The organism is Anaerotignum faecicola (genome assembly GCF_003865035.1).
Lineage (GTDB): Bacteria > Bacillota > Clostridia > Lachnospirales > Anaerotignaceae > Anaerotignum_A > Anaerotignum_A faecicola.
Map to the genome: position 1 here is coordinate 799,536 of NZ_BHVZ01000001.1, position 20,016 is coordinate 819,551.

The window sequence follows — 20,016 nt, forward strand, 5'->3', positions numbered from 1 at the left end:
CTCCTCGAATTTTATCTGAAGCCGTTTCGCTTTTTTATTCCATCGTTGCATGGATTGCCGCCGTTTGGGACGAAATCTGTATGCTCTGCTTATAGCTCTGATAGCCGCTCTTTTCCAGCATCACGTTATAAGAGCCATAGGGCAGATTTACCTGCATCGGTGCTACGCCGTATTCCTCGCCGTTGATATACACCCATGCGCCGTCCACATCCGCCGTAACGGTCAGTGTGCCATATTGCACATCCTTTTGCAGCTCCGCTGTCACATTCAGCGTGTCCTTATCCAGCGTCACATGCTGACTCCATTCCGTATAGCCGTTTTTCAGGATAACCAAATCATATTCTCCCATCGGCAGCACCGCAGGGCTTTCCGCCGCCGCACCGTTGATGTAAAGCTTATAGTCCTTCACATTGGCATTGATGATGATAACACCCATTTTCTCCTGCGCCTTGGAAAGGTCGTAGACCGTTTCCTCGCCTGCCTCCACCACAACGGCATCCTTTCTGGTCTCAATATTCGAGCCGGTCACCGTTACGGTGTGGTGTCCCTCTGCTGTGGCAAGCTGCATCCCCTCTGTAAGCGGAACGGCCTCCGCCTCATCCAGCTGGATTTTGCCGTTTTTCACTGCATCCGTGTTTTCCACCACGATATACCCATGGTATGCCTGCACCTCAACCGACCAGACCGTATCCCCTACCAGTTTCAGCAGAAGCTCGTCGCAGGGTGCTAAGTCCGCCGCATCAATTTCCTCTCCGTCATAGAAAAATACGCTTTCCTTTTCATAGGAATAAGAAAGATTTTCTGCTTTATTCGTCAGCGTCCGCTTCTTGCGGTTGACGGTCAGCCCCGTTGCTTCCTCTGTGCGGATGGCATTACTGCTGTAATCCACGCTGATGAGCGTTTTGCCGTCCTCATCCAGCTCCGCCGCCAGAAGGTCGCCCTCCGCAAGGCTTGCCTTGGAAATCTTGCGTCCGCTTGCGTCCGTCATTTTTGTTTTCTCCGTCAGGAATACGGTTTTCCGCTCCTGCTCCGCAATATCATACGCCAGATATTCGCCGTCTCCGCGGTCTGTCTGAATCAGCAGGGGTGTCCCTGCCTCCTCCTCCACAAGGGGGATTGTCTTGCTCGGGTGAAAGCTGCACCGCACCAGAGAAAATCCGATTCCGCATGCAAGCACCGCCAGAACAATCACCAGTGCAACCGTTTTTTTATTCAGCCCGAAGGATTCGCCCAAGGCAAAAATGCCGCGTCCCTCTCCTTCGTATTCCTCGTCATCGTCCTCCCAATCGTCCTCCTCGCCTTCTTCCGCGGCAGGCGCAGGGAAAACGCCGTCCCTTCTTGTTTCGCCCAGAGCATCCTCCAAAGCATCCGCATCCTCCAGGGTATCCACAAGGGCATCCTCTGTATTTCCATCTGTTTCCGCAGGGTCGTCGAATTTTTCCGATTCAAACACATTCAGAAATTCGTTTGCGTCCCCCAGCTCGTCTGTTTCCTCTTTTTTCTTGATTTCCTTCACCTTATCATTTATCGCATCCAAACGAACGGTAGAACCAAAGTCCTTCTCGTTTTCCTGAAAATGATATTTCTTCATCCTTTTCTCCTCCTTCGGGGAAAATTTTGCAGAGTTCTTCATCCTCTATTTTAATCCCTAGTCAGAGAAGTTGCAACAAAAAAAGTACTTCGCCCATCGCGAAAGTACTCCTAATCATAGCGGAAGGGTTCGGGAAACAAAGAGTTTCCCGAGTAAAATCCGCAAAGGGGGCTTTGCCCACTTGAGGAAAACCGGGAGTTTCAAGGCTTTGCCGCCGGAACTCATCGGTTTATTCTTCTGTCCTGACAAGTCGAAATCCTGATTTCGACTTAGCGTGTTCTCCTAGCAGCCGCCCGCAATGATACTTTTTAAACGAACCCCGTTCAGCTCCTCCTTCGCCGCCGCCGCAAGCCGCTCGCGCATCGCAGGCGAGACACACGTTCTGCGCCGATTATAATATTCATTGATGAGCCGCAGAAATTTCTCCGGATACAGCAGCATCCCCTGCAATAAAATCATATCTCTCTCGGAAAGGGGGCAATGCCTGCCGTAACGCTCCAGCATAGCAGAAATCCCCGCCGCCGTCCCCTCCGTTTTCTTGAAATAGCGGCGGATATATGCCGCAAGGTCTGCCAATGGCAATTCTGCGATACATTTATCGAAATTCCCCACAAAAATCCTGCCATCCGTCTCCTGCCGCAGTGCCTCCCCCTTGTAGGCATTATGGCAGAAGCCGCCCTCCTGCGCCGTCCGTGCGATCGCCTCCGCATAGCCGCCCCTGCATAGCAGCTCCTCTGCCTCTGCCGCCCGTTCCATGTATGGCTCATAATATTGTAATAGCAATAAATCAATCGCGTCATAGCTGCCCCGTTTGTCGTTCCTGCGGCGCACCTTCGCCAGCTCACTCCGCCGTTTGGCGTATAGCTGCGGCAGGCGGTTTTTCTCCCAGTGTGCCGCCTCGCTTGCAAGCCCCTTTGCCGCCGCATGCATCTCGCCTAAGGTTTCCGCCCCCTGCAAAAAGGTCTCCACGCTGTCCTCCGCCAGTGTCCCCTGCGGCAGCACATCCTCCAGAATATAAAGCGTCCCGTCCTGCCGATAAAACGGCTCGCCCTCCAGTGTCGGGTAGCAGCGGCTGATGTTCGCAAAGCCGTTTTCCCTGAGCCGCTTTTTCACATCAAATGCAAGCCGCAGGCTGTCCGTACTGCCGCGCGGCTTTTTCAGCTCGCAAAGCCCCCTGTCTGTCCGGCAGACCAGACCTGTCCGCGTTCTTGTGCCATGGCGCAGCTGCAAGCCGTAGCCCTCTCGCATGATTTTTTCATAGATCTCCTCCATACTTCACTCCCCCTGTTTCACCGCGACCGAACATCGTCTCTGAAACATTCTATGGGGCAAGGGCAAAAAAAAGAACCATTCCCGACCGTACCGAGAATGGCTGTTATCCTTTAAAATATAAAATTATAAAATATAAAAACGGAATGAACCAACCCTAAGTTAATCCATCCCGCTTTTTTCAAGCTGCGCCTTTAGGGACTCGAACCCTAGACCCACTGATTAAGAGTCAGTTGCTCTACCAACTGAGCTAAAGGCGCATAATGTTTGTTTGCTTTGTTTTGCAATTCCTAACTGCAAGAGATATATTATCACGAACTTGTTCTCCTGTCAACAACATTTTTCAAATTTTTTAAAAAATAATTTTTTCACAAATTTTACATTTTCCTCTTGCACGCAACAGCCTTTTGTGTTATGGTTGAAATGTGAAAAATATAACGTGATTCTTCGGGGCAGGGTGCAATTCCCTACCGGCGGTAAAAGTCCGCGACCCTCAGGTATCTTGAAACGCGAAGTGCTGAAAGATGCGAAAGGCTGATATGGTGCAATTCCATAACCGACGGTAACAGTCCGGATGAGAGAAGAAACTTTGATGCTGTTCATGCGTACCTCGCATGAAAATTCGTTTGCGCGTGCAATGCCCCTTGGAATGTGTTCCGAGGGCTTTTTTATTGCAAAAATACAGTGTCAATCGCAAGTCTTAAGAAGAATCCAATCAGAAAAATTGGAGGAATAAAACATGAAAACGAAATTCAAAACCAGAGATTTAACCATGATTGCCATGATGGGTGCCATCTGCTGCATCCTGCTGCATATTGATTTCCCGCTTCCCTTCCTGCCCCCCTTCATGAACTTTGATCTGGCAGGTCTGGTAGAAATCATCGGCGGCTTTGCCATGGGGCCTTTGCAGGCAGTCTGCATCATTCTGGTGAAAATCCTGCTGAAGCTGGCAACAGAGGGTACCTCCTCCGCATTTACGGGCGAGCTGCAAAACTTCCTGCTCAGCTGTGCGTATGTGCTGCCTCCCGTTATCATGTATCACCAGAAAAAATCTAAAAGAACCGCAATCGTCGGCATGGCAATCAGCTCTGTCTTCACAGGCATCGTTGCCATCTTTACCAACCTGTATATCATCATTCCCTTCTATATGGCACTGATGGGACAGGATATGAGCTATTTCGTAGCCATGTGTACCGAGGTCAACCCTCTGATTTCCAATGTATTCACACTGGCAATCCTTGGGATTCTGCCCTTCAACCTGATTAAATGCGGCATCAACTCCGTTGGCGCAATGCTGCTGTATAAGCACTTAAGCCCCATCATCCACGGCAATGCCTCTGCAAAAAATAAAAAGGCAAACGCCATAAAGAAAGCGGACGAAACAAAAATCTGAGTATAAAAAGCACAGAGAAGCAAAGGAGAAACCGAAATGAAATTCAGCTTAGACAAAAACCTTACCTTTGAACAGGCAAAAGCCCTTTTCTTTGAACAGCTGGGTGATTGGAAGATTATGGCGCTTGCCAGCAGCGTAAACGATTACGTTATGGTGCGCAACGTCAGCTGCCTGTTCTACAATGACAAAATCTATTTCAAAACAGACAAGGACTTCCGCAAAACAAAGCAGCTTTACGAAAACCCCAATGTTGCCCTCTGCTATGGCGGCATTCAGGTGGAAGGGACTGCGAAAAACTGCGGTCTGGTTGTGGATGAGCCCGGCAGAGTGTTTGAAGGCCTTTATAAAAAACACCTCTGGGGCAGCTACAATAAATACAGCCACGAGGATTCCGAAATCATCATCGAGGTAACCCCGAAATTCGTTGAGGTCTGGGATACCAGCGAGGATAACTACGCTTATCAGATTTTCATCGACTTCGATAAAAAAGAGGTTACGGTAAAGCCTTACGATAAGAAATAATTCTCGAAATCCCTTGTATTATTTCCCCTATAGAAAAAAAGAGCATCTGTTCTCCGCAGATGTTCTTTTTTTGTATCAGAAATATTTTTATGGTATAATACCCACGGACATATCCGTGGGTTAGCCGCTTACAGCGTCTATCTGCTGTTTTCACAGCAAATTCTACGATTCGCAGGCATAGCCTGCTCATACCATGCCTTGCGGAAGAAAATATCTGCTTCGCAGCTGCTCTCTTCCTCTGCAAACATGGTATAATAAATGCAAAAATTTCCGAAAAGGAGGAGAAGCCTTGCAGAAGCTGAATATTGCCATTCCGCAGGACGCGGTCTGGATTCTGAATAAACTGAATGAGGGCGGTCACGAAGCGTATATCGTCGGGGGCTGTGTCCGCGATTCCATTCTGGGGCGCATACCGCAGGATTGGGATATCACCACCTCCGCCCTGCCCGAGGAAACCAAGACCATCTTCGACCATACCTTTGATACGGGCATCAAGCATGGCACGATTACCGTCGTCCTGCATCATGAAAATTATGAGGTCACAACCTATCGCATCGACGGCGAATATGCCGACTGCCGCCATCCGGACGAGGTCTCCTTCACCAAAAAGCTGAATGAGGATTTGCTCCGCCGCGATTTTACCATGAACGCCATTGCCTATCACCCCAAGGAGGGCTTTCGCGACCCCTTCCATGGGCAGGAGGATATTGCCGCAGGCATGATCCGCGGCGTGGGTGAGCCGGCAAAGCGCTTTCAGGAGGATGCCCTGCGGATGCTGCGCTGTGTGCGCTTTTCCGCGCAGCTTGGCTTTGCGATTGACCCCGAAACATGGGCGGCTCTCTGCGCCAATACGGCGCTGATTCAGAAAATCAGTGCGGAGCGAATTCGCGAGGAGCTGCAAAAGCTCTGGCTTGCCCCCTTTGCGAAAAAAATGCCCCTGCTCTGGGAAAGCGGTCTGCTCGCACAGATAGATGCGACCCTTTCCGCAAGCCTTATCGCAAACAGCCGGACCCTTTTGGAGGAAATTTCCCTTTGTCCGAAGGATAGTATTCTGCGGTGGTGCATTGTTTTGCAGCATTACCCCCTCAGCGAGGTGAAGGGCTTTTTAAGAGGTATGCGGCTCGATAACCACTCCATCAAGCGGATTTCCCTGCTTCTGGATGAGCTGTCCGCGGATTTGCCGACAGAGCCCTATCCGCTCCGCAAAAAGCTCCGCACCATCGGACAGGAGGCAACAGAGCAGCTTCTGCTTCTGCAAAGCATCCTGCGTCCCGCCTCTCCCCACGCCGAAACAAAAGCCGCCTTGGAAAAAATCCTTGCGGCAGGGGATTGCCTTTCTCTGAAAACCCTTGCCCTAACGGGGCAGGATTTGATGGCACTCGGTGCGCCGCACGGCAAAATCCTAGGCACTATCCTTGCAGAGCTGCTGGATATCGTTCTGCATGCGCCCGAAAAAAATACAAAAGAAACGCTGACAACGCTTGCACTTGCGCTGTTGGAAAAACGGTAAGGAGGAAACAGCCATGATTAGTGAAAAAGGATTTATTTTGGAAAACGGTACGGAAATGCCCTTCCTTGGTTTTGGCACCTATCTGGTGCAGGAGGAAAAAATCATTCTGGATGCGCTGGACTGCGGCTACCGCCATATCGACACCGCCAGAAGATACGAAAACGAAAAAATGATTGGCAACGCCCTACAGCAGTGCGGTATCCCCCGCAGAGAGCTGTTCCTGACCTCTAAGGTCTGGAAAACGGACTTAGGCTATGATAAAACCATGGCAAGCTTTGAAGCCTCCCTCAAGGATTTGCAGGTGCAGTATCTGGATTTGTTCCTCATTCATTGGCCCCTGCCCTTCCCCGGCGCAGATTGGAAGCCGCTGGTAACGGAAAGCTGGAAGGCACTCGAAAGGCTCTATGATGAAGGGGCCGTGCGTGCCATCGGTGTCTGCAATTTCCTGCCGCAGCACCTCCTGCACGTTCTGAAAACCGCCAATACCGCCCCCATGATTGATCAGTTTGAATTCCACCCCGGCTATCCGCAGTATGAAACATTACAGTTCTGCCAGAGCCGCGGCATACAGGCGGAGGCATGGAGTCCCCTTGGCAGAGGGCGGCTTCTGGAGGCCCCTTTGGTTCTGGAGCTTGCGAAAAAATACGGCAAAAGTCCGGCGCAAATCTGTCTGCGCTTCTGCCTGCAAAATAATGTCCTGCCCCTGCCGAAATCCTCCGCACCACAGCGCATGAAGGCAAACCTCGATATCTTCGATTTCGAGATAGAGCAGGAGGATATCTATCGCCTGCTGACCATGCCCCAAACAGGCTGGTCGGGGATTCATCCGGAGCATTTTGAGTAAAGTCGAAATTATTTAGACAGAAGAATAACCTGATAGCGATTGTTTGATCCATACAAAATCACTCGAAATTATTTGCAGCCGCTTGACTGGGTATTTTCCTTGTAATAAAATAAAAATTGTCAAAAACAGCAAATTTTATCGAAAATCATTCATAGCAGAAAGGAAGGAATCTCATGAAAACACGCATACTCTCTTATCTTTTGGTGTTTTCCATGATACTCGCCCTTTTGCCTGCTTCCGCATTGGCAGAAGGGGAAAGTACCACAACGCAGCATGTCACAGCCACAGTGAAACACGCTTTTGACAACAGCGGAGCGGAAACGGGGCAGATTACAGCGCAAATCGAAGCCTATCTGACGGATACGGATGACCAATCCCGCACCGTTAAGCCCTGCGATATCATCTTCTTGATAGAGCAATCCACCTTTATGAATACGCAAACCGATACAACGCAGTATGGGCAGGAGCGAGCGGATATTCTCAATTCCATGGAAAGTCTGCTGAAAAATCTTCCTACCCCCACCACAGACGGCGAACATCGGGTGGCAATCGCAGGCTTTGGGCGTATCAATAACAGCGGCTCATCCGATTCATACATCGAAAGTCAGCACCCCGGCACACAGCTATCTGCAACCCAAAACCCCAGCTTGAACACAGGCTATTATACCTGTGAAAACAATGCTCCTGACTTCCATTCCCAAAGCGGTTGGACAGAATGGGACAAAATCACAGATCACAACGATACAACCCTGCCGGAGATGCCGGAAGGCTATCTTGCCAATGAAAGCTACGATAAAGTCTTTATGAGCATTGACGATGCAAAGAATGTCATTGATGTTGATAAAATGGTATCTTGGCACGCAGGTGCCTCCCGTATGGATGCAGGTCTGCAAATCACAGAGCAGTTGGCAAAAATTGCACAAGCACACAAAGCAACCGACGAGGACCGCAACCTTATCATCTTTGTTGCCGCCAGCTCTCTGCCCTATCAGAACGGCGTAGGCGTTCAGTTTCTCCGCTCTGAGGCGGCACAGGCAGCGGCAACGGAATTGAAAAATAAATATAACGCTACCATCTTCGGCTTTGGTGACTTCCGTGCGCTGAACTTGCAAAACGGAATGTCCTCAGAGGACCAGCGTACACAATTCAATGAAACCATGGCCGGAATCTGCGGCAATTCCACCACACAGGATGGCACACCCTATTTCAAGGGCTTGAGCCAAGTGCATGATATTGGTGAGGCGCTCAATGAGCTGCTGATTCAGATTGACGCAAATGTCAATCCAAATGCGGAACGCCGGCATATCAATGTGGAGAACTTCCAAGAAAAATCCACAGAGCATACCTCGCATACTTGGAAGGAATTGAAAGAGAAACACCATATTCTTACAAGCAGTGCCATCAACGAAACTGCCTCTGTGGATTATTACCGCTTTACGGGGTATGAAAACGGCAATCCGCAATTTGGCACAACCCCCATTCGGCACATCGAGCTGCGCCTTTCCGATATCGGCAGTAGCGACAGCATTCAAACGGCACTCAGCCTTCTGCCGATTCCCCCTGCAGACACAAAAGGGACTGCCTACGGCGAAAAAGCAGTGATTACCATTACCGATCCCGTATGTGTGGACTATAAATGGGCAGGGCGTTGGAGACCGAAATTCGATCCGCCCGACCACGAGCACGCCGCGCGTGGTGTGAAGCACAGCCCCTCAAATCTGGAACAAAATGAAACCACCCTCGAAGACATGAAATTAAAATTTGACGGTTGGTACCGTCTTTGGGATAACCGCATTGACGGCGACGCGGGCGAAAAGAAAACTTGGACGTATGAAGGAAAAACATACGTTGCCTATCAGGATAACGTATATGATGCCTTCGGCAGTGATTTAACCCTGTATGGGCGTTGGATTCCTTCCATTGATGTAAATTTCCAATGGATTGGCTCTGTCATCCCCGCAGATGCCACACCGCCTTCCACCGTTTCCCTTGCACTGAGCGATGACGGAACCGCTTCCTTTACCCCCATCGTACCATCCCAAGAGGGGTATGAATTTGACGGCTGGTATAAGAATTCCGCCTGCACAGATCGTTATAATGAAAGCGGCGAAAACCTAACAAAGAATACCTTCCTTTACGGCCGTTGGACGAAAATCGGCACAAAAAAGGTTACCTTTACCGTTGTAAACGGCAGCTGGAATACGGAAAGCGATTGGTACAAAAATAACATCGGAAATACAGATGCAGATACAGCTACTGACACCATTACCGTCAATGTTCCCCTGCGCAACGGCAAAGGCACGCTGACACCCGATTTGGTTCCTCATGTAGATAATCAGGATATGACACCCGCAGATGACTACAAAGCACCCGGCACTTGGGGAGATAAAGCCCCCGATACCAATACGGATGCCATCACCGAGAACGGCGACTACGAATACACCTATACCTTCCCCGAAGCGGATACCTATACGATTACCTATCGTTGGGTAACCGGCACAGAGGTACCTGAGGGTGTGAGCCTGCCGGCACAGCAGACAGAAAAAGAAAGCAATGCCGGCAAAAATCCGACCTTTGAGATTGCAACCGTAACCTTTGCTGATAAAAAATGGAGTTTTAGCGGTTGGTATACAAACGAAGCATTAACCGGCACAGCAATTAGCGACAGTTATACCTTCCCTGAAGGCAACGTAAATGACACAAAAAACCTCACGCTTTACGGCAAATGGACACACGATCCCTGCACCGTAACCTTCTATGCGGACTACTTCCAGCCTGCACAGGGGCATTTTAATACAGATGATTATACAATCAGCTATACCGTTCCTTATGGCTCTACACTTGCCAAGGTATCCAAAGCGGTTCCCACACCCGTCACAGATCCTGCACACCCCTACTACTTCGAAGGTTGGGGGGATTTTGAACCACCCGATACACAGGGAGAGCAGGAGGGTACAGAGGGTACAGAGGATACAGAAGATGCAGAAGATACGAAGGATACGGAGGAACCCGTCACCCATTCTGATGATTCTCTCTCCACAGCAGGCACCTTCTATACCAGTAAGGCAATTCAGGATATGACGATAAAGTCTGACTTGAATTTCGTGGCACAATGGTGGCCCATCGTTACCTTTAATGCCAACGGCGGCGATTGGGAGCTTACGGAAGGCAGACCTACCGAACGCTATGTCCCCGTACCTGCAAACAAAAACCATATTGATTCCCTGCGTCCCCCCGCAAGGGAAGGCTACACCTTCCTTGGATGGTATGACACCTCCGGAAAACCCATTGATTTTAAAACCCAAACCTTCGATCGTGCGGAAACCGTTTATGCACACTGGGCAAAAAATGCCACCGTCACCTTCAAAATCGTAAACGGCTATTGGTCTGGCAACACCACAGAGGATAAAACGGTTACCGTTGTACTGCATCCGCAGGCAAATGGTTCTGCAAGCGGCACATTGGGTGCAAGCCATGTTCCCACCATTATGATTCCTGCCGCAGGCTATGAAAACACCCCCGGTCATTGGGATGTGACACCAAATACCGAAGAAAACGGCATCAGCGGTGATGTCACCTACACCTATATCTTTGGCAAAAAGCACCACAGCAGCAGCAGCAAAGACGAAAACAAGGACAAGGATAACAACAAAGAAAATAACAAAGACAATAACAAAGACAACAATACCGGCGAAACCACGCCGACAAAGGTTCCCGATTTGCTCAACGGCAGCAATCATTTTGCTTATGTTGTAGGCTATAAAGACGGCAACGTAAGGCCGCAGGGCAACATCACCCGTGCGGAAACCGCCGCTATCTTCTTCCGCCTGCTGAAGGAGGAGGTACGCAGCGAAAACCTCAGCAAGCACAACGATTTTGCCGATGTAACAGAGGACAGCTGGTACAACACAGCAGTTTCCACCATGGCAGGCATGAATATTCTCAAGGGCCGCACAGCAAATAGCTTTGTACCACAGGCACCCATCACCCGTGCGGAATTTGCCGCCATCTGCGCCCGTTTTGACAGCGGTAAGGCAGAGGAAAACAATAGCTTTACGGATATTTCCGGTCATTGGGCGGAAAAGGAAATTGAGCGTGCCGCCACCCTTGGCTGGGTAAGCGGTTATACGGACGGCAGCTTCCACCCCGATGCCCCGATTACAAGAGCAGAGGCAATGACACTGATTAACCGTGTGCTTTGCCGTATGCCCGAAACAAAGGCCGACCTTTTGGACAGCATGACCAAATGGCCCGATAATCAGCCCGGCGCATGGTATTATCTGGCTGTGCAGGAGGCAACCAACAGCCACACCTATGAACAGAAGGATTCCAAGTATGAAACATGGACAGCCCTGACCGCAGAGCCGGATTGGAGCAAATATTAAACGAAAGCAATCAAAAAGACTGTCATTCCGGTAAAAGGGATGACAGCCTTTTTCTTTTCTTTAAAACAGAAGATTTAATTCCGTTTTCGCCTTTTCGATATCCTGCAAAATGGTTTTCTGCTTTTCATCGAAAAGCAGCTCCGCGTTATACCGATAATATTTCTCCGAACCATTCTCGCTGATGAATTTCACGCTATAGAAGTTCGTGGTCAGCTCCGTAATAAAGATAACCATCTCCTGCCCTGCGCCGAAGGCTTCCTCCAGAAATGCAAAGGCATTGTCCAGCATCGCAGACGCATCCGCAATGGCGTTTTCCCGTCCTTCCGCCTCTTTTGCGAAAAGTCCCTTCATCAGCGCAAACGCCTCCTCCTTTTCCCGACAGCCGCTCCGTTTTCCCTCCGCAAGGAAGAAATGCAGCCGCTCCAATTCCTTCAAGCAGGCATGCTCCGCCGTTTTCTCCAGAAGTCCCGCCTTCCGTTCCTTCGCAAAGGCGGCTTCTCTTTCCTCCACCAGTCCAGTAAAGAGGTTCTCCCATGGCGTTTCCTTGCAATAGGGGCTATTGAACCGCTCCTTCAGCTCCAGCAGCGCGCCATGCAGTCCCGTTACGGTCAAATCCGCCTCGTATGCCCCTCGGAAGCCCTCGGAAAGCCTGCTCAGCAAAAGCCCCATCACGCTCAGTCGCTCGTCAAACGGTGCATCCTGCAGCTTCGTCACCGCCTGCTTGGTATATTTCCCCTGCAAAATGTCGTCCACGCGGTAATCGGTGCGATATTTGCGGTACAAATCCAAATAATTCGCAAAATCCTTCGCAATCCTGCGGTGCTGCAAATATTGATAAATCAAGCCCTCCTCAACAGGCAGCTTCATATCCTCATACACCTTCAGGATGGTAGAAAGATCCTCCCACCCTCTCGCCGTCACAAACCGCTTGCCATCCACCGTTGTCTCCATGGCATAAAAATGATCCTTGCGAATTTCCAGATAGGACAGAATCGCCCCATGGATGCCCTGCTTATAGGCATATTCCTTCCAAACGGAAAAATCAGGCTCTACGTCGATTTTCTTCACACGGTCAAGCGTTACCACATCAAATTCGCGCACGCTTTTGTTGTATTCGGGGGGATTGCCTGCCGCGGCAATCAGCCACCCCTTCGGCACCTTATGCGCCCCAAAGGTCTTGCACTGCAAAAATTGCAGCATCGCAGGCGCAAGCGTTTCGGAGGCGCAGTTGATTTCATCAATAAACAAAATCCCCTCCTGCAGGCCCGTTTCCTCCATTTTATCATAAACCGATGCGATAATTTCGCTCATGGTGTATTCCGTTACGGTGTATTCCTTTCCGCCGTATTCCTTCTTGCTGATAAAGGGCAGCCCGATGGCAGACTGGCGCGTATGGTGCGTAATGCTGTAGGATACCAGTGCCACACCGCACTCCCTCGCCACCTGCTCCATCACGGCGGTTTTCCCGATACCGGGCGCGCCCATCAGCAGAACGGGTCTTTGTCTGACCGCAGGAATACGGTATTCCCCAAACTCGTCCTTCGCCAGATACGCTTGAATGGCATATTTAATTTCTTCCTTCGCTTTTTTAATATTCATGCTATCCTCCTAACGCCCATGAGACGGCAGTCCCAAGGACAAATCCTCTTTCCCCAGTATCAGCTTCATCGCCCATGGCGGCACGCCGACATCCGTATAATCCTCATGATAGAACACAAATGCGGCATCATAGGGCGGTCTGCGCTTCGGGAAGGTGCCGTAGCCGTCTGTGAAATAAATCAGACCCTTCAGGTTCTGAAACGCCCTTTCGGCAATCAATTGATCAACGTATTGGAACACAGGGCGGAAATCCGTACCGCCGCTGCCGCGCAGTGCAAAATCCTCCATAAACTGCGCCAGCTCCTCCTTGGAGGTGATCCTTTTATCCATCTGCACCGCCGCATCGCACTGTATGATATGCACGTTCATTTTATGGAAAAAGCTTTCACTGCTCGAAAGAATCGCGTAGGTTTCCTCTAAGAACCGCTTCACCGTTTCCCCCTCGCAGGATTCGGAGGTATCAATGGCTATCACCAGCTCCTCCACCTTTTTGACCTCCTTATATTCCAATGCCTCAATCAACGGCAGATTGCCGTACATCTGCAAGCCATAGGTATAGAAGATAAAATCGAAGGCATCCTCATCCACGCGTATATCCTCCTTGAGCGTCACAAATTTCTGCAAAAACTGCCGATAATCGTAGCGCTCCCTGTTCTCGACCTTCAGATATTGCAGAAGCTCGCCTGCCTCTGCGCCCATATCCTTGGAGTAGGTTTCGAGGTTAGTTTCGGTCTTTTCCCCGATTTCCGTCCATTTTTCCTCCAGCTGCTGCTGTTTTTCGTCCTGCTCCTCCTGCTCCTGCTGTTGGTCGTTGCTGTTATCTTGGTTATCTCCGTCCTTGCTATTCTCGTCCTCGTCATCCTTCTGATGCTCCCAAAAGACATGGTCGTCTACCCAAAATTCCAGCTGCAGCTTACCAAATTCCTGCAAGGAAAGCTTTTTTTCTTCCAGCACGCGATAAATGCCCTCGGCGGAGAGCACCTTCAATTCTCTGCGGAGCATATCGTACATTTCGTTTCGTTTATCGGAGACAACGAGCCGCACCGCCTTCACGGACAGCGAATCCACGATAGATTCCACCGCGATATCGCAGGCGAGGTGCCAAAGCTCCTCATCCCGATGATTCAGATGGAAGGGATGGCGGAACAGGCAATGCAGAACCATGTGCAGATAGGCGCGATTGACAAGCACGCGGTCGCTCAGATAACGCTGTACGAGGTAGCGCGGGTTAAACAGTATCTTTTCGCCGTCTGTCCCGACGTACAGGGATGAAAGGTTCATTTCGTACCTAAGACCGCTGAGTGCCAAATCAAGAAAGCGCATGGAAAGGTATAGCTCATTACGCGATGCGCTTAAAATATCCGTACCGATACGGATGAGGTTTTGATGTGTTTCGTTCATGCCTTCTCACCTCCTAGAACTTTAAAACCGTGGGACGCTGTCCCACACCCTGACAGGGGAATGATTCCCCTGTACCCCCATTTGCAGAACCATATTCATGGTTCTGCGGCATAGCGGAAGGGTTTGGGAAACCTCGTTTCCCGAATGAAATCCGCAGTCGGCATGGCAGTTTGCTGACAAACCAGCCCAAAGGGCTGCTGCTATGCAGTGCCAGTATTTCCGACGAGGAAAACAGCGAGTTTCAAGGCTTTTCAGCCGATGGAACTCGTCTGTTTATTCTTCTGTTTCAACAAGTCGAAATCCTGATTTCGACTTAGGTGTCGACTTTGTCGACACCCTTATAACTCGAATGTTTTTTTCTTTTTGGTTGCACCGAATGTTTTATGCTGATAATCCATCAAAAAGCTCAGCACTGCCGTCTGCCCCTTTTTCTGCGCAAGGGCAATCAATTCGGGTGTGGTTTCCGCCGTCAGCAGTCCCCAATCCGCGAACAGCCGCAGGGTTTCCCCCTCCTTCTGCTCCATGAAATACGCCGCCGCCCAAAGCAAATGCTCCCTCAGATAATCAAGGTAGACCTCCCTGTGCTTCTCCTGCAAGCGGTACGGATACCGCAGGCGGCTCATGGCAAGCAAAAGCACTGTTTCCGCGGCATCCTCGCGCTTCGTCAGGTAGAAAATCTCATCATAGCGGCGAAAGTCAATCTCGGAATTCCCGATGCACTGGCGGAAAATATGCCCCGTGCCGTAATTCACCTGATGGAACAGCCTCGCCGGCGTATCCTCGATATATTCATACTGAAAATCGGGCAGTACCAGCTCCGCGTGCTTCGTTTCGCCGCCCTCGATGGGGAAATCAATCGACAGCTGCAATTCATGGTTCAGTCCCGAAATCAAATCGGAAATATGTCTGCAACGCCCGAAGGAAAGGTGCTTCAAGCTGTCGCAATTCAGAAACAGCCCCGTATTTAATTCCCTTGCCGCCAGTGGGATATTGATTTTCTCCATCCTGCGGCAGTTATAAAAGGCATACCGCCCGATGCTTTTCACGCCCTCCGGCAGACGAAGCTCCTGCAGCCGCTCACAGCCGTAAAACGCATAATCCCCGATGCTTCTGACCGCCCTCGGCAGGGAAATTTCCTGCAGCGCCCCGCAGCCATCGAACATCCGCTTGGAAACCGCCGTCAATCTCTCCGGCAGATGTACCCGCTCCAGTGCGGCACAGCCCGAAAAGGCAAACGCCCCAATTTCCGTAATCGTATCCGGCAGGAAAACCCTTCGCAATGCCTGCCCCTCCGCGGTTTCGGCAGGCGGCTCCGTCACAAAGGAAAGGCTCGCCTCCTTCTCCTCGCCGATTTCCGCAGGGGGTGCCTCTCCTTCTGCCGCAAATGCGTTTTCCGCAACGGCAATGACGGGCAGCCCATCAATCTCCGCAGGAATATGCAGCTCCGCACAGCGGCCATGCAGCTTTTTCAGCACTGCGCCGCCCTCTTTTTTTTCGTATTCTATTTGTATGGACAAATTCTCTTTTGCCATTGGAATTTTCCTTTCTTCCGTCCACCCTTTGCCTGTCCGCTTTCGCAATTTTTTCGTGTTTTTTACCTGTCCACTCTGTCCACTTTGTCTATCCTCTGTCCACCCTTTTTCATACTGTATCCATTATATTCTCCTTGCAACAGACTGTCAATTTCGGCATAAAAAAGCCCTCCGAAAAGGAGGGCTTGCGCAGTCGAAATCCTGATTTCGACTTAATTATTTCAGGTTTGCTTTCAGAACCTCTGCAATCTTTGTGATACCTTCAACAATCTTGTCTTCGGGCATGCAGGAGTAGTTCAGACGGAAGTGGTTTTCCTTACCGCCGTTAGGGAAGAAGCTGCCGCCGGGAACGTAAGCAACGTTCTTTTCCAGACACTGAGGCGCAATAACCTTTGCGTCCATGTATTCGGGCAGTACGCACCATGTGAACAGACCACCTTCGGGATGTGTGAATTTTACTTCCTTCGGGAAGGTTTCTTCCATTGTTTTCAGCATTGCGTCACGTCTCTTAACGTAAACTGCTTTGATCTTTTCAACGTGTGCATCCAGATCGTTATCCTCCAAGAACTGATTTGTAATCAGCTGGTCGATTGTGGAGGACTGCAGGTCAGCACCCTGTTTGATGAAGTTATATTTGCCCAGAACCTCTGCGTTTGTGGAGCAAACCCAACCGATACGCAGACCGGGAGCGAAAATCTTGGACATTGTGCCCAGGAAGATTACCAGATCCTTTGTATCCATGGATTTCAGGGAGGGCAGGAATTCGCCTTCAAAACGCAGTTCGCCGTAAGGGTTATCTTCGATAACGGGGATTTCATATTTGTTAATCAGTTCCATGAATTTCTGTCTTCTTTCCAGAGTCCATGTTTTACCTGTGGGATTCTGGAAATCGGGGATAACGTAAATCATTTTTACGTTTTCTGTTGTAGCCAGAATCTTATCCAGCTCTTCGGGAATCATACCTGCATCATCTGTAGGAACTTCTACGAAAGTAGGTTCACAAGCCTTGAACGCATTGATTGCACCCAGATAAGAGGGGCTTTCTACCAGAACAACATCGCCGGGGTTCAGGAATACACGAGCGGAGAAATCCAGACCCTGCTGAGAACCGCTTGTAATCAGGATATCATCGATGCTTACATGGATATCGTTTTTCGCTGCCATTCTTGCAACGATTTTTTCACGCAGGGATGCAAAACCGTCTGTACCTGTGTACTGCAGCGCAACTCTACCCATATTATCCATTACCTTACAAGCCGCTTCCTTAACGCCTTCTGTAGGGAACAGCTCGGGTGCGGGCATACCGCCTGCGAAAGAGATAACTTCGGGTTTTGCTGTCAGTGCCAACAAAGCTCTGATTTCGGAACCTTTTAACAGATTCATTCTGTTTGCAAATTTAACTGCCATTGGATCTTCCTCCTTAAGAATATAAAATGAATACGTGCATTAGTGTCAGACAACAATAAAGGAATTTTCTTTTATTTTGGCAAAATATCAAAAATATTCCTTCATACCGTTATTAAAACACAAAAAATAAACAAAGTCAATCCCTTCTGCCTTTTGTACAAAAACAAAAACAACCAAAACATAGAAATGATTTTCAGGAATTTTACATCAATTCGATATTTTTAGCAAACCGATAGAAAAATCATATACATTCTATTTTCATAGGAAAAATAGGAAAAGAAGTTTCATTTTTTCCGCATCTTTTCATGTTACTTTGTCATAGTTTATGCTATAATGAAAAATATTGGGCTTCTGCGCCCATATTGATGTACCGAACGAAGTACATCTTACCATTTCATGACAGAGAAAACAAGCATAGACAGGGTGTGAACGATGGAAGTTTTCAAAAACATTTTCGACAACCTCGGAATCACAGAATTCGCAAGACCATCCCTCGGCATTTCCGATATTCTGGATATCCTCATTGTTGCCTATATTATTTATAAAATCATATTCTGGATCAAGGAAACACGCGCGTGGGTGCTGTTCAAGGGGATTCTGGTTATTTTCGCCCTTGCGGCGGTTGCCATGCTCTTAAAGCTGAATACGATTCTTTGGATTCTTTCCAACACCATTTCCGTCGGCATCATTGCGGTTATCGTTGTATTCCAGCCGGAGCTGCGAAAGGCACTGGAGCAGCTGGGCAAAGGAAAATTCTTCACCGCCTTCGCCAGAAGCTCTGAAGAAACCGATGATAAAGCTGCACAACGAACCGTGGATGAAATTGTGAAGGCTGCTGAAAAAATGGGCTCTGTGAAAACAGGTGCCTTAATCCTGATTGAGCAGAAGGTTCCTCTTGGAGACTTTGAACGCACGGGGATTCCTGTGGATGCCATCGTTTCCAGTCAGCTGCTCATCAATATTTTTGAACACAATACACCACTGCATGACGGCGCAGTGATTGTGCGGCGCAACCGCGTAGCCGCCGCTACATGCTTTCTGCCCCTGACGGACAGCAACGAGGTCAGCATGGAGCTTGGCACAAGGCACAGAGCCGCTATCGGCGCAAGCGAGGTTTCCGATGCGTATGTTATTGTGGTTTCCGAGGAAACCGGCGCCATCTCTCTGGCAAGGGGCGGCGTGCTTTACCGTGACCTCTCCCCTGAGCAGCTGAAAAATATGATTTCTCAGCCGCGCAAGGAAGGCAGCAAGAAGACATTTGCAACCATTTGGAAAGGACGGCAGGAGAAAGAATGAAAAAATTTCAGGAATTACTGACGAAGGATCTTGGCTGGAAGCTGCTTTCCATTGCCATTGCCGCGACCATGTGGTTTATGGTAATCAACATCACGCAGCCTGTGGATACGCGCAGCTACAGCAGACCTTTAACCTTGGAAAATATGGATACACTGACCTCCCGCGGGCTGACCGTCGGCAATGCGGAGGAGCTGAAAAACACAAAAATTACCGTAAAGGTGAAGGCACAGCGAACCGCACTGGACAGACTGAGCCAGAACCCCGACTGGATTACCGCCTCGGTGGATTTATCCGAGCTGGCTTATGCAGTGAACGGGGATTCCGTTGCGCTGCCCGTCAATGTTTCCATTGATCAGGGCGGTACAGCCTATGCCATCAGCAGCAAGGCACCTGCCGTTGTGGAGGCACAGGTGGAAACCCTGCGAACAAAGGAATTTCCCATTGAGGTAGAATTAAACGGCAAGCCCGACAGTGACATTACCCTTTCCGACCCTGTTCTGAGCGCAGAGACCGTAACCGTTTCCGGTCCCGTATCTCTGGTGCGGCAGGTTGCGAAGGTAAAGGCAATCATCAACGCGGAGGAGCTGGAAGAAAATACAGATATTCACGCAAAGCTTGCCTGCTATGATTACCATGGCGCAGAGGTAACGGGCGTTTCGCTGAACATCCGCGAGGTAACGGTTTCCTATGCGGTACATGATGCAAAGCAGGTGCCGATTCAGGTGGATATCACAGGCACGCCTGCAAACGGCTATCAGGTCGGCACGGTTTCCTGCTCGCCGAAATATGCAGAGGTGACAGGCTCTAAAGAGGATTTGGATGCCCTGCTTTCCATTCATCTGGACAGCATTGACGTTTCGGGGCGCACTGCCGCAGTGACAAAGACATTCAATCTGGAAAATTATCTGCCGGACGGCATTTCCTTAAATGATGACAACCGCAGCAGCGTACAGGTAACGGTTGCCATCGAGACGGCGCAGAAAGGAAAGCAGTTCACACTGGATGAATCCCGTTTAACCATTCTGGGGCAGGAGGACGGCAAGACCTACTCTTTCGGGACGGCACATGTCACCGTTACAGGCGACAGCAGCAGCCTGAACGGACTGCGCGCAGAGGATCTGAATGGCAGTGTGCATGTAAACGGCATGTCCGAAGGGACGCATCGAGTTCTGGTGCATCTGGATTTGCCCAACGGCTTGAACGCAAGCCCTGTTTATATTGATGTAACCGTTTCCGGTGACGGCAGTGCATCGGCGAACGAATAAGG

At 49.8% G+C, this 20,016-nt stretch carries 13 protein-coding genes, 1 tRNA gene and 1 riboswitch; of the genes, 7 read left to right on the forward strand and 7 right to left on the reverse strand.

Annotated elements, in window-relative coordinates; genetic code table 11:
* Positions 1-34 precede the first annotated feature (34 nt).
* From EJE48_RS03830 to EJE48_RS03840, 3 genes are all read right to left on the reverse strand, one after another.
* Positions 35-1,591: a PEGA domain-containing protein gene (locus EJE48_RS03830; RefSeq protein ID WP_160117314.1), complete on the reverse strand. Its 1,557-nt coding sequence runs from the start codon at positions 1,589-1,591 to the stop codon at positions 35-37.
* A 282-nt stretch (positions 1,592-1,873) separates the two neighbouring features.
* Positions 1,874-2,863 carry a protein kinase family protein gene (locus EJE48_RS03835; RefSeq protein WP_118580252.1) on the reverse strand — a complete coding sequence of 330 codons (990 nt, stop codon included), beginning with the start codon at positions 2,861-2,863 and terminating at the stop codon, positions 1,874-1,876.
* 184 nt (positions 2,864-3,047) lie between these two features.
* Positions 3,048-3,120: transfer RNA gene (locus EJE48_RS03840), tRNA-Lys, on the reverse strand.
* A 179-nt stretch (positions 3,121-3,299) separates the two neighbouring features.
* A riboswitch (FMN riboswitch) is annotated at positions 3,300-3,450 on the forward strand.
* A 149-nt stretch (positions 3,451-3,599) separates the two neighbouring features.
* Between EJE48_RS03840 and EJE48_RS03845 the strand changes: the two genes are divergently transcribed.
* The 5 genes from EJE48_RS03845 to EJE48_RS03865 all read left to right on the forward strand — a co-directional run bounded on the left by EJE48_RS03845 (position 3,600) and on the right by EJE48_RS03865 (position 11,514).
* On the forward strand, positions 3,600-4,253 hold the full coding sequence (locus EJE48_RS03845; RefSeq protein ID WP_118580255.1) for an ECF transporter S component: 654 nt from the start codon (positions 3,600-3,602) through the stop codon (positions 4,251-4,253).
* Positions 4,254-4,289: 36 nt separating this feature from the next.
* The gene (locus EJE48_RS03850; RefSeq protein ID WP_016406762.1) at positions 4,290-4,775 is read left to right on the forward strand and encodes a pyridoxamine 5'-phosphate oxidase family protein; all 486 of its coding nucleotides are present in this window, start codon (positions 4,290-4,292) and stop codon (positions 4,773-4,775) included.
* Between the two features lie 289 nt (positions 4,776-5,064).
* Positions 5,065-6,285 (forward strand): CCA tRNA nucleotidyltransferase, encoded by a 1,221-nt coding sequence (locus tag EJE48_RS03855; RefSeq protein ID WP_160117315.1) that lies wholly within the window; start codon positions 5,065-5,067, stop codon positions 6,283-6,285.
* A 13-nt stretch (positions 6,286-6,298) separates the two neighbouring features.
* On the forward strand, positions 6,299-7,129 hold the full coding sequence (locus tag EJE48_RS03860) for an aldo/keto reductase (RefSeq protein WP_118580261.1): 831 nt from the start codon (positions 6,299-6,301) through the stop codon (positions 7,127-7,129).
* Between the two features lie 173 nt (positions 7,130-7,302).
* Entirely contained in the window at positions 7,303-11,514 is a 4,212-nt protein-coding gene (locus EJE48_RS03865) for an S-layer homology domain-containing protein (RefSeq protein WP_124984311.1), read from the forward strand.
* A 60-nt stretch (positions 11,515-11,574) separates the two neighbouring features.
* On the opposite strand, the gene EJE48_RS03870 is transcribed toward EJE48_RS03865, so the two are convergent.
* The 4 genes from EJE48_RS03870 to EJE48_RS03885 all read right to left on the reverse strand — a co-directional run bounded on the left by EJE48_RS03870 (position 11,575) and on the right by EJE48_RS03885 (position 17,453).
* A complete protein-coding gene (locus EJE48_RS03870; protein ID WP_118580269.1) occupies positions 11,575-13,113 on the reverse strand; it encodes an ATP-binding protein in 1,539 nt (512 codons plus the stop codon).
* A 9-nt stretch (positions 13,114-13,122) separates the two neighbouring features.
* Positions 13,123-14,514 carry a vWA domain-containing protein gene (locus EJE48_RS03875; RefSeq protein WP_118580272.1) on the reverse strand — a complete coding sequence of 464 codons (1,392 nt, stop codon included), beginning with the start codon at positions 14,512-14,514 and terminating at the stop codon, positions 13,123-13,125.
* A gap of 338 nt (positions 14,515-14,852) precedes the next feature.
* Positions 14,853-16,046, reverse strand: coding sequence for a leucine-rich repeat domain-containing protein (locus EJE48_RS03880; RefSeq protein ID WP_118580275.1), 1,194 nt, complete (start codon positions 16,044-16,046; stop codon positions 14,853-14,855).
* A 216-nt stretch (positions 16,047-16,262) separates the two neighbouring features.
* Positions 16,263-17,453 (reverse strand): aminotransferase-like domain-containing protein, encoded by a 1,191-nt coding sequence (locus EJE48_RS03885; RefSeq protein ID WP_118580278.1) that lies wholly within the window; start codon positions 17,451-17,453, stop codon positions 16,263-16,265.
* A 432-nt stretch (positions 17,454-17,885) separates the two neighbouring features.
* On the opposite strand from EJE48_RS03885, the gene cdaA reads away from it, so the two are divergent.
* Both cdaA and EJE48_RS03895 read left to right on the forward strand, forming a co-directional pair.
* Positions 17,886-18,749 carry a diadenylate cyclase CdaA gene (cdaA, locus tag EJE48_RS03890; protein WP_016406770.1) on the forward strand — a complete coding sequence of 288 codons (864 nt, stop codon included), beginning with the start codon at positions 17,886-17,888 and terminating at the stop codon, positions 18,747-18,749.
* Positions 18,746-20,014: a CdaR family protein gene (locus tag EJE48_RS03895; protein WP_016406771.1), complete on the forward strand. Its 1,269-nt coding sequence runs from the start codon at positions 18,746-18,748 to the stop codon at positions 20,012-20,014. The genes cdaA and EJE48_RS03895 overlap by 4 nt, the downstream gene beginning before the upstream one ends.
* The last annotated feature ends 2 nt before the right edge of the window (positions 20,015-20,016 follow it).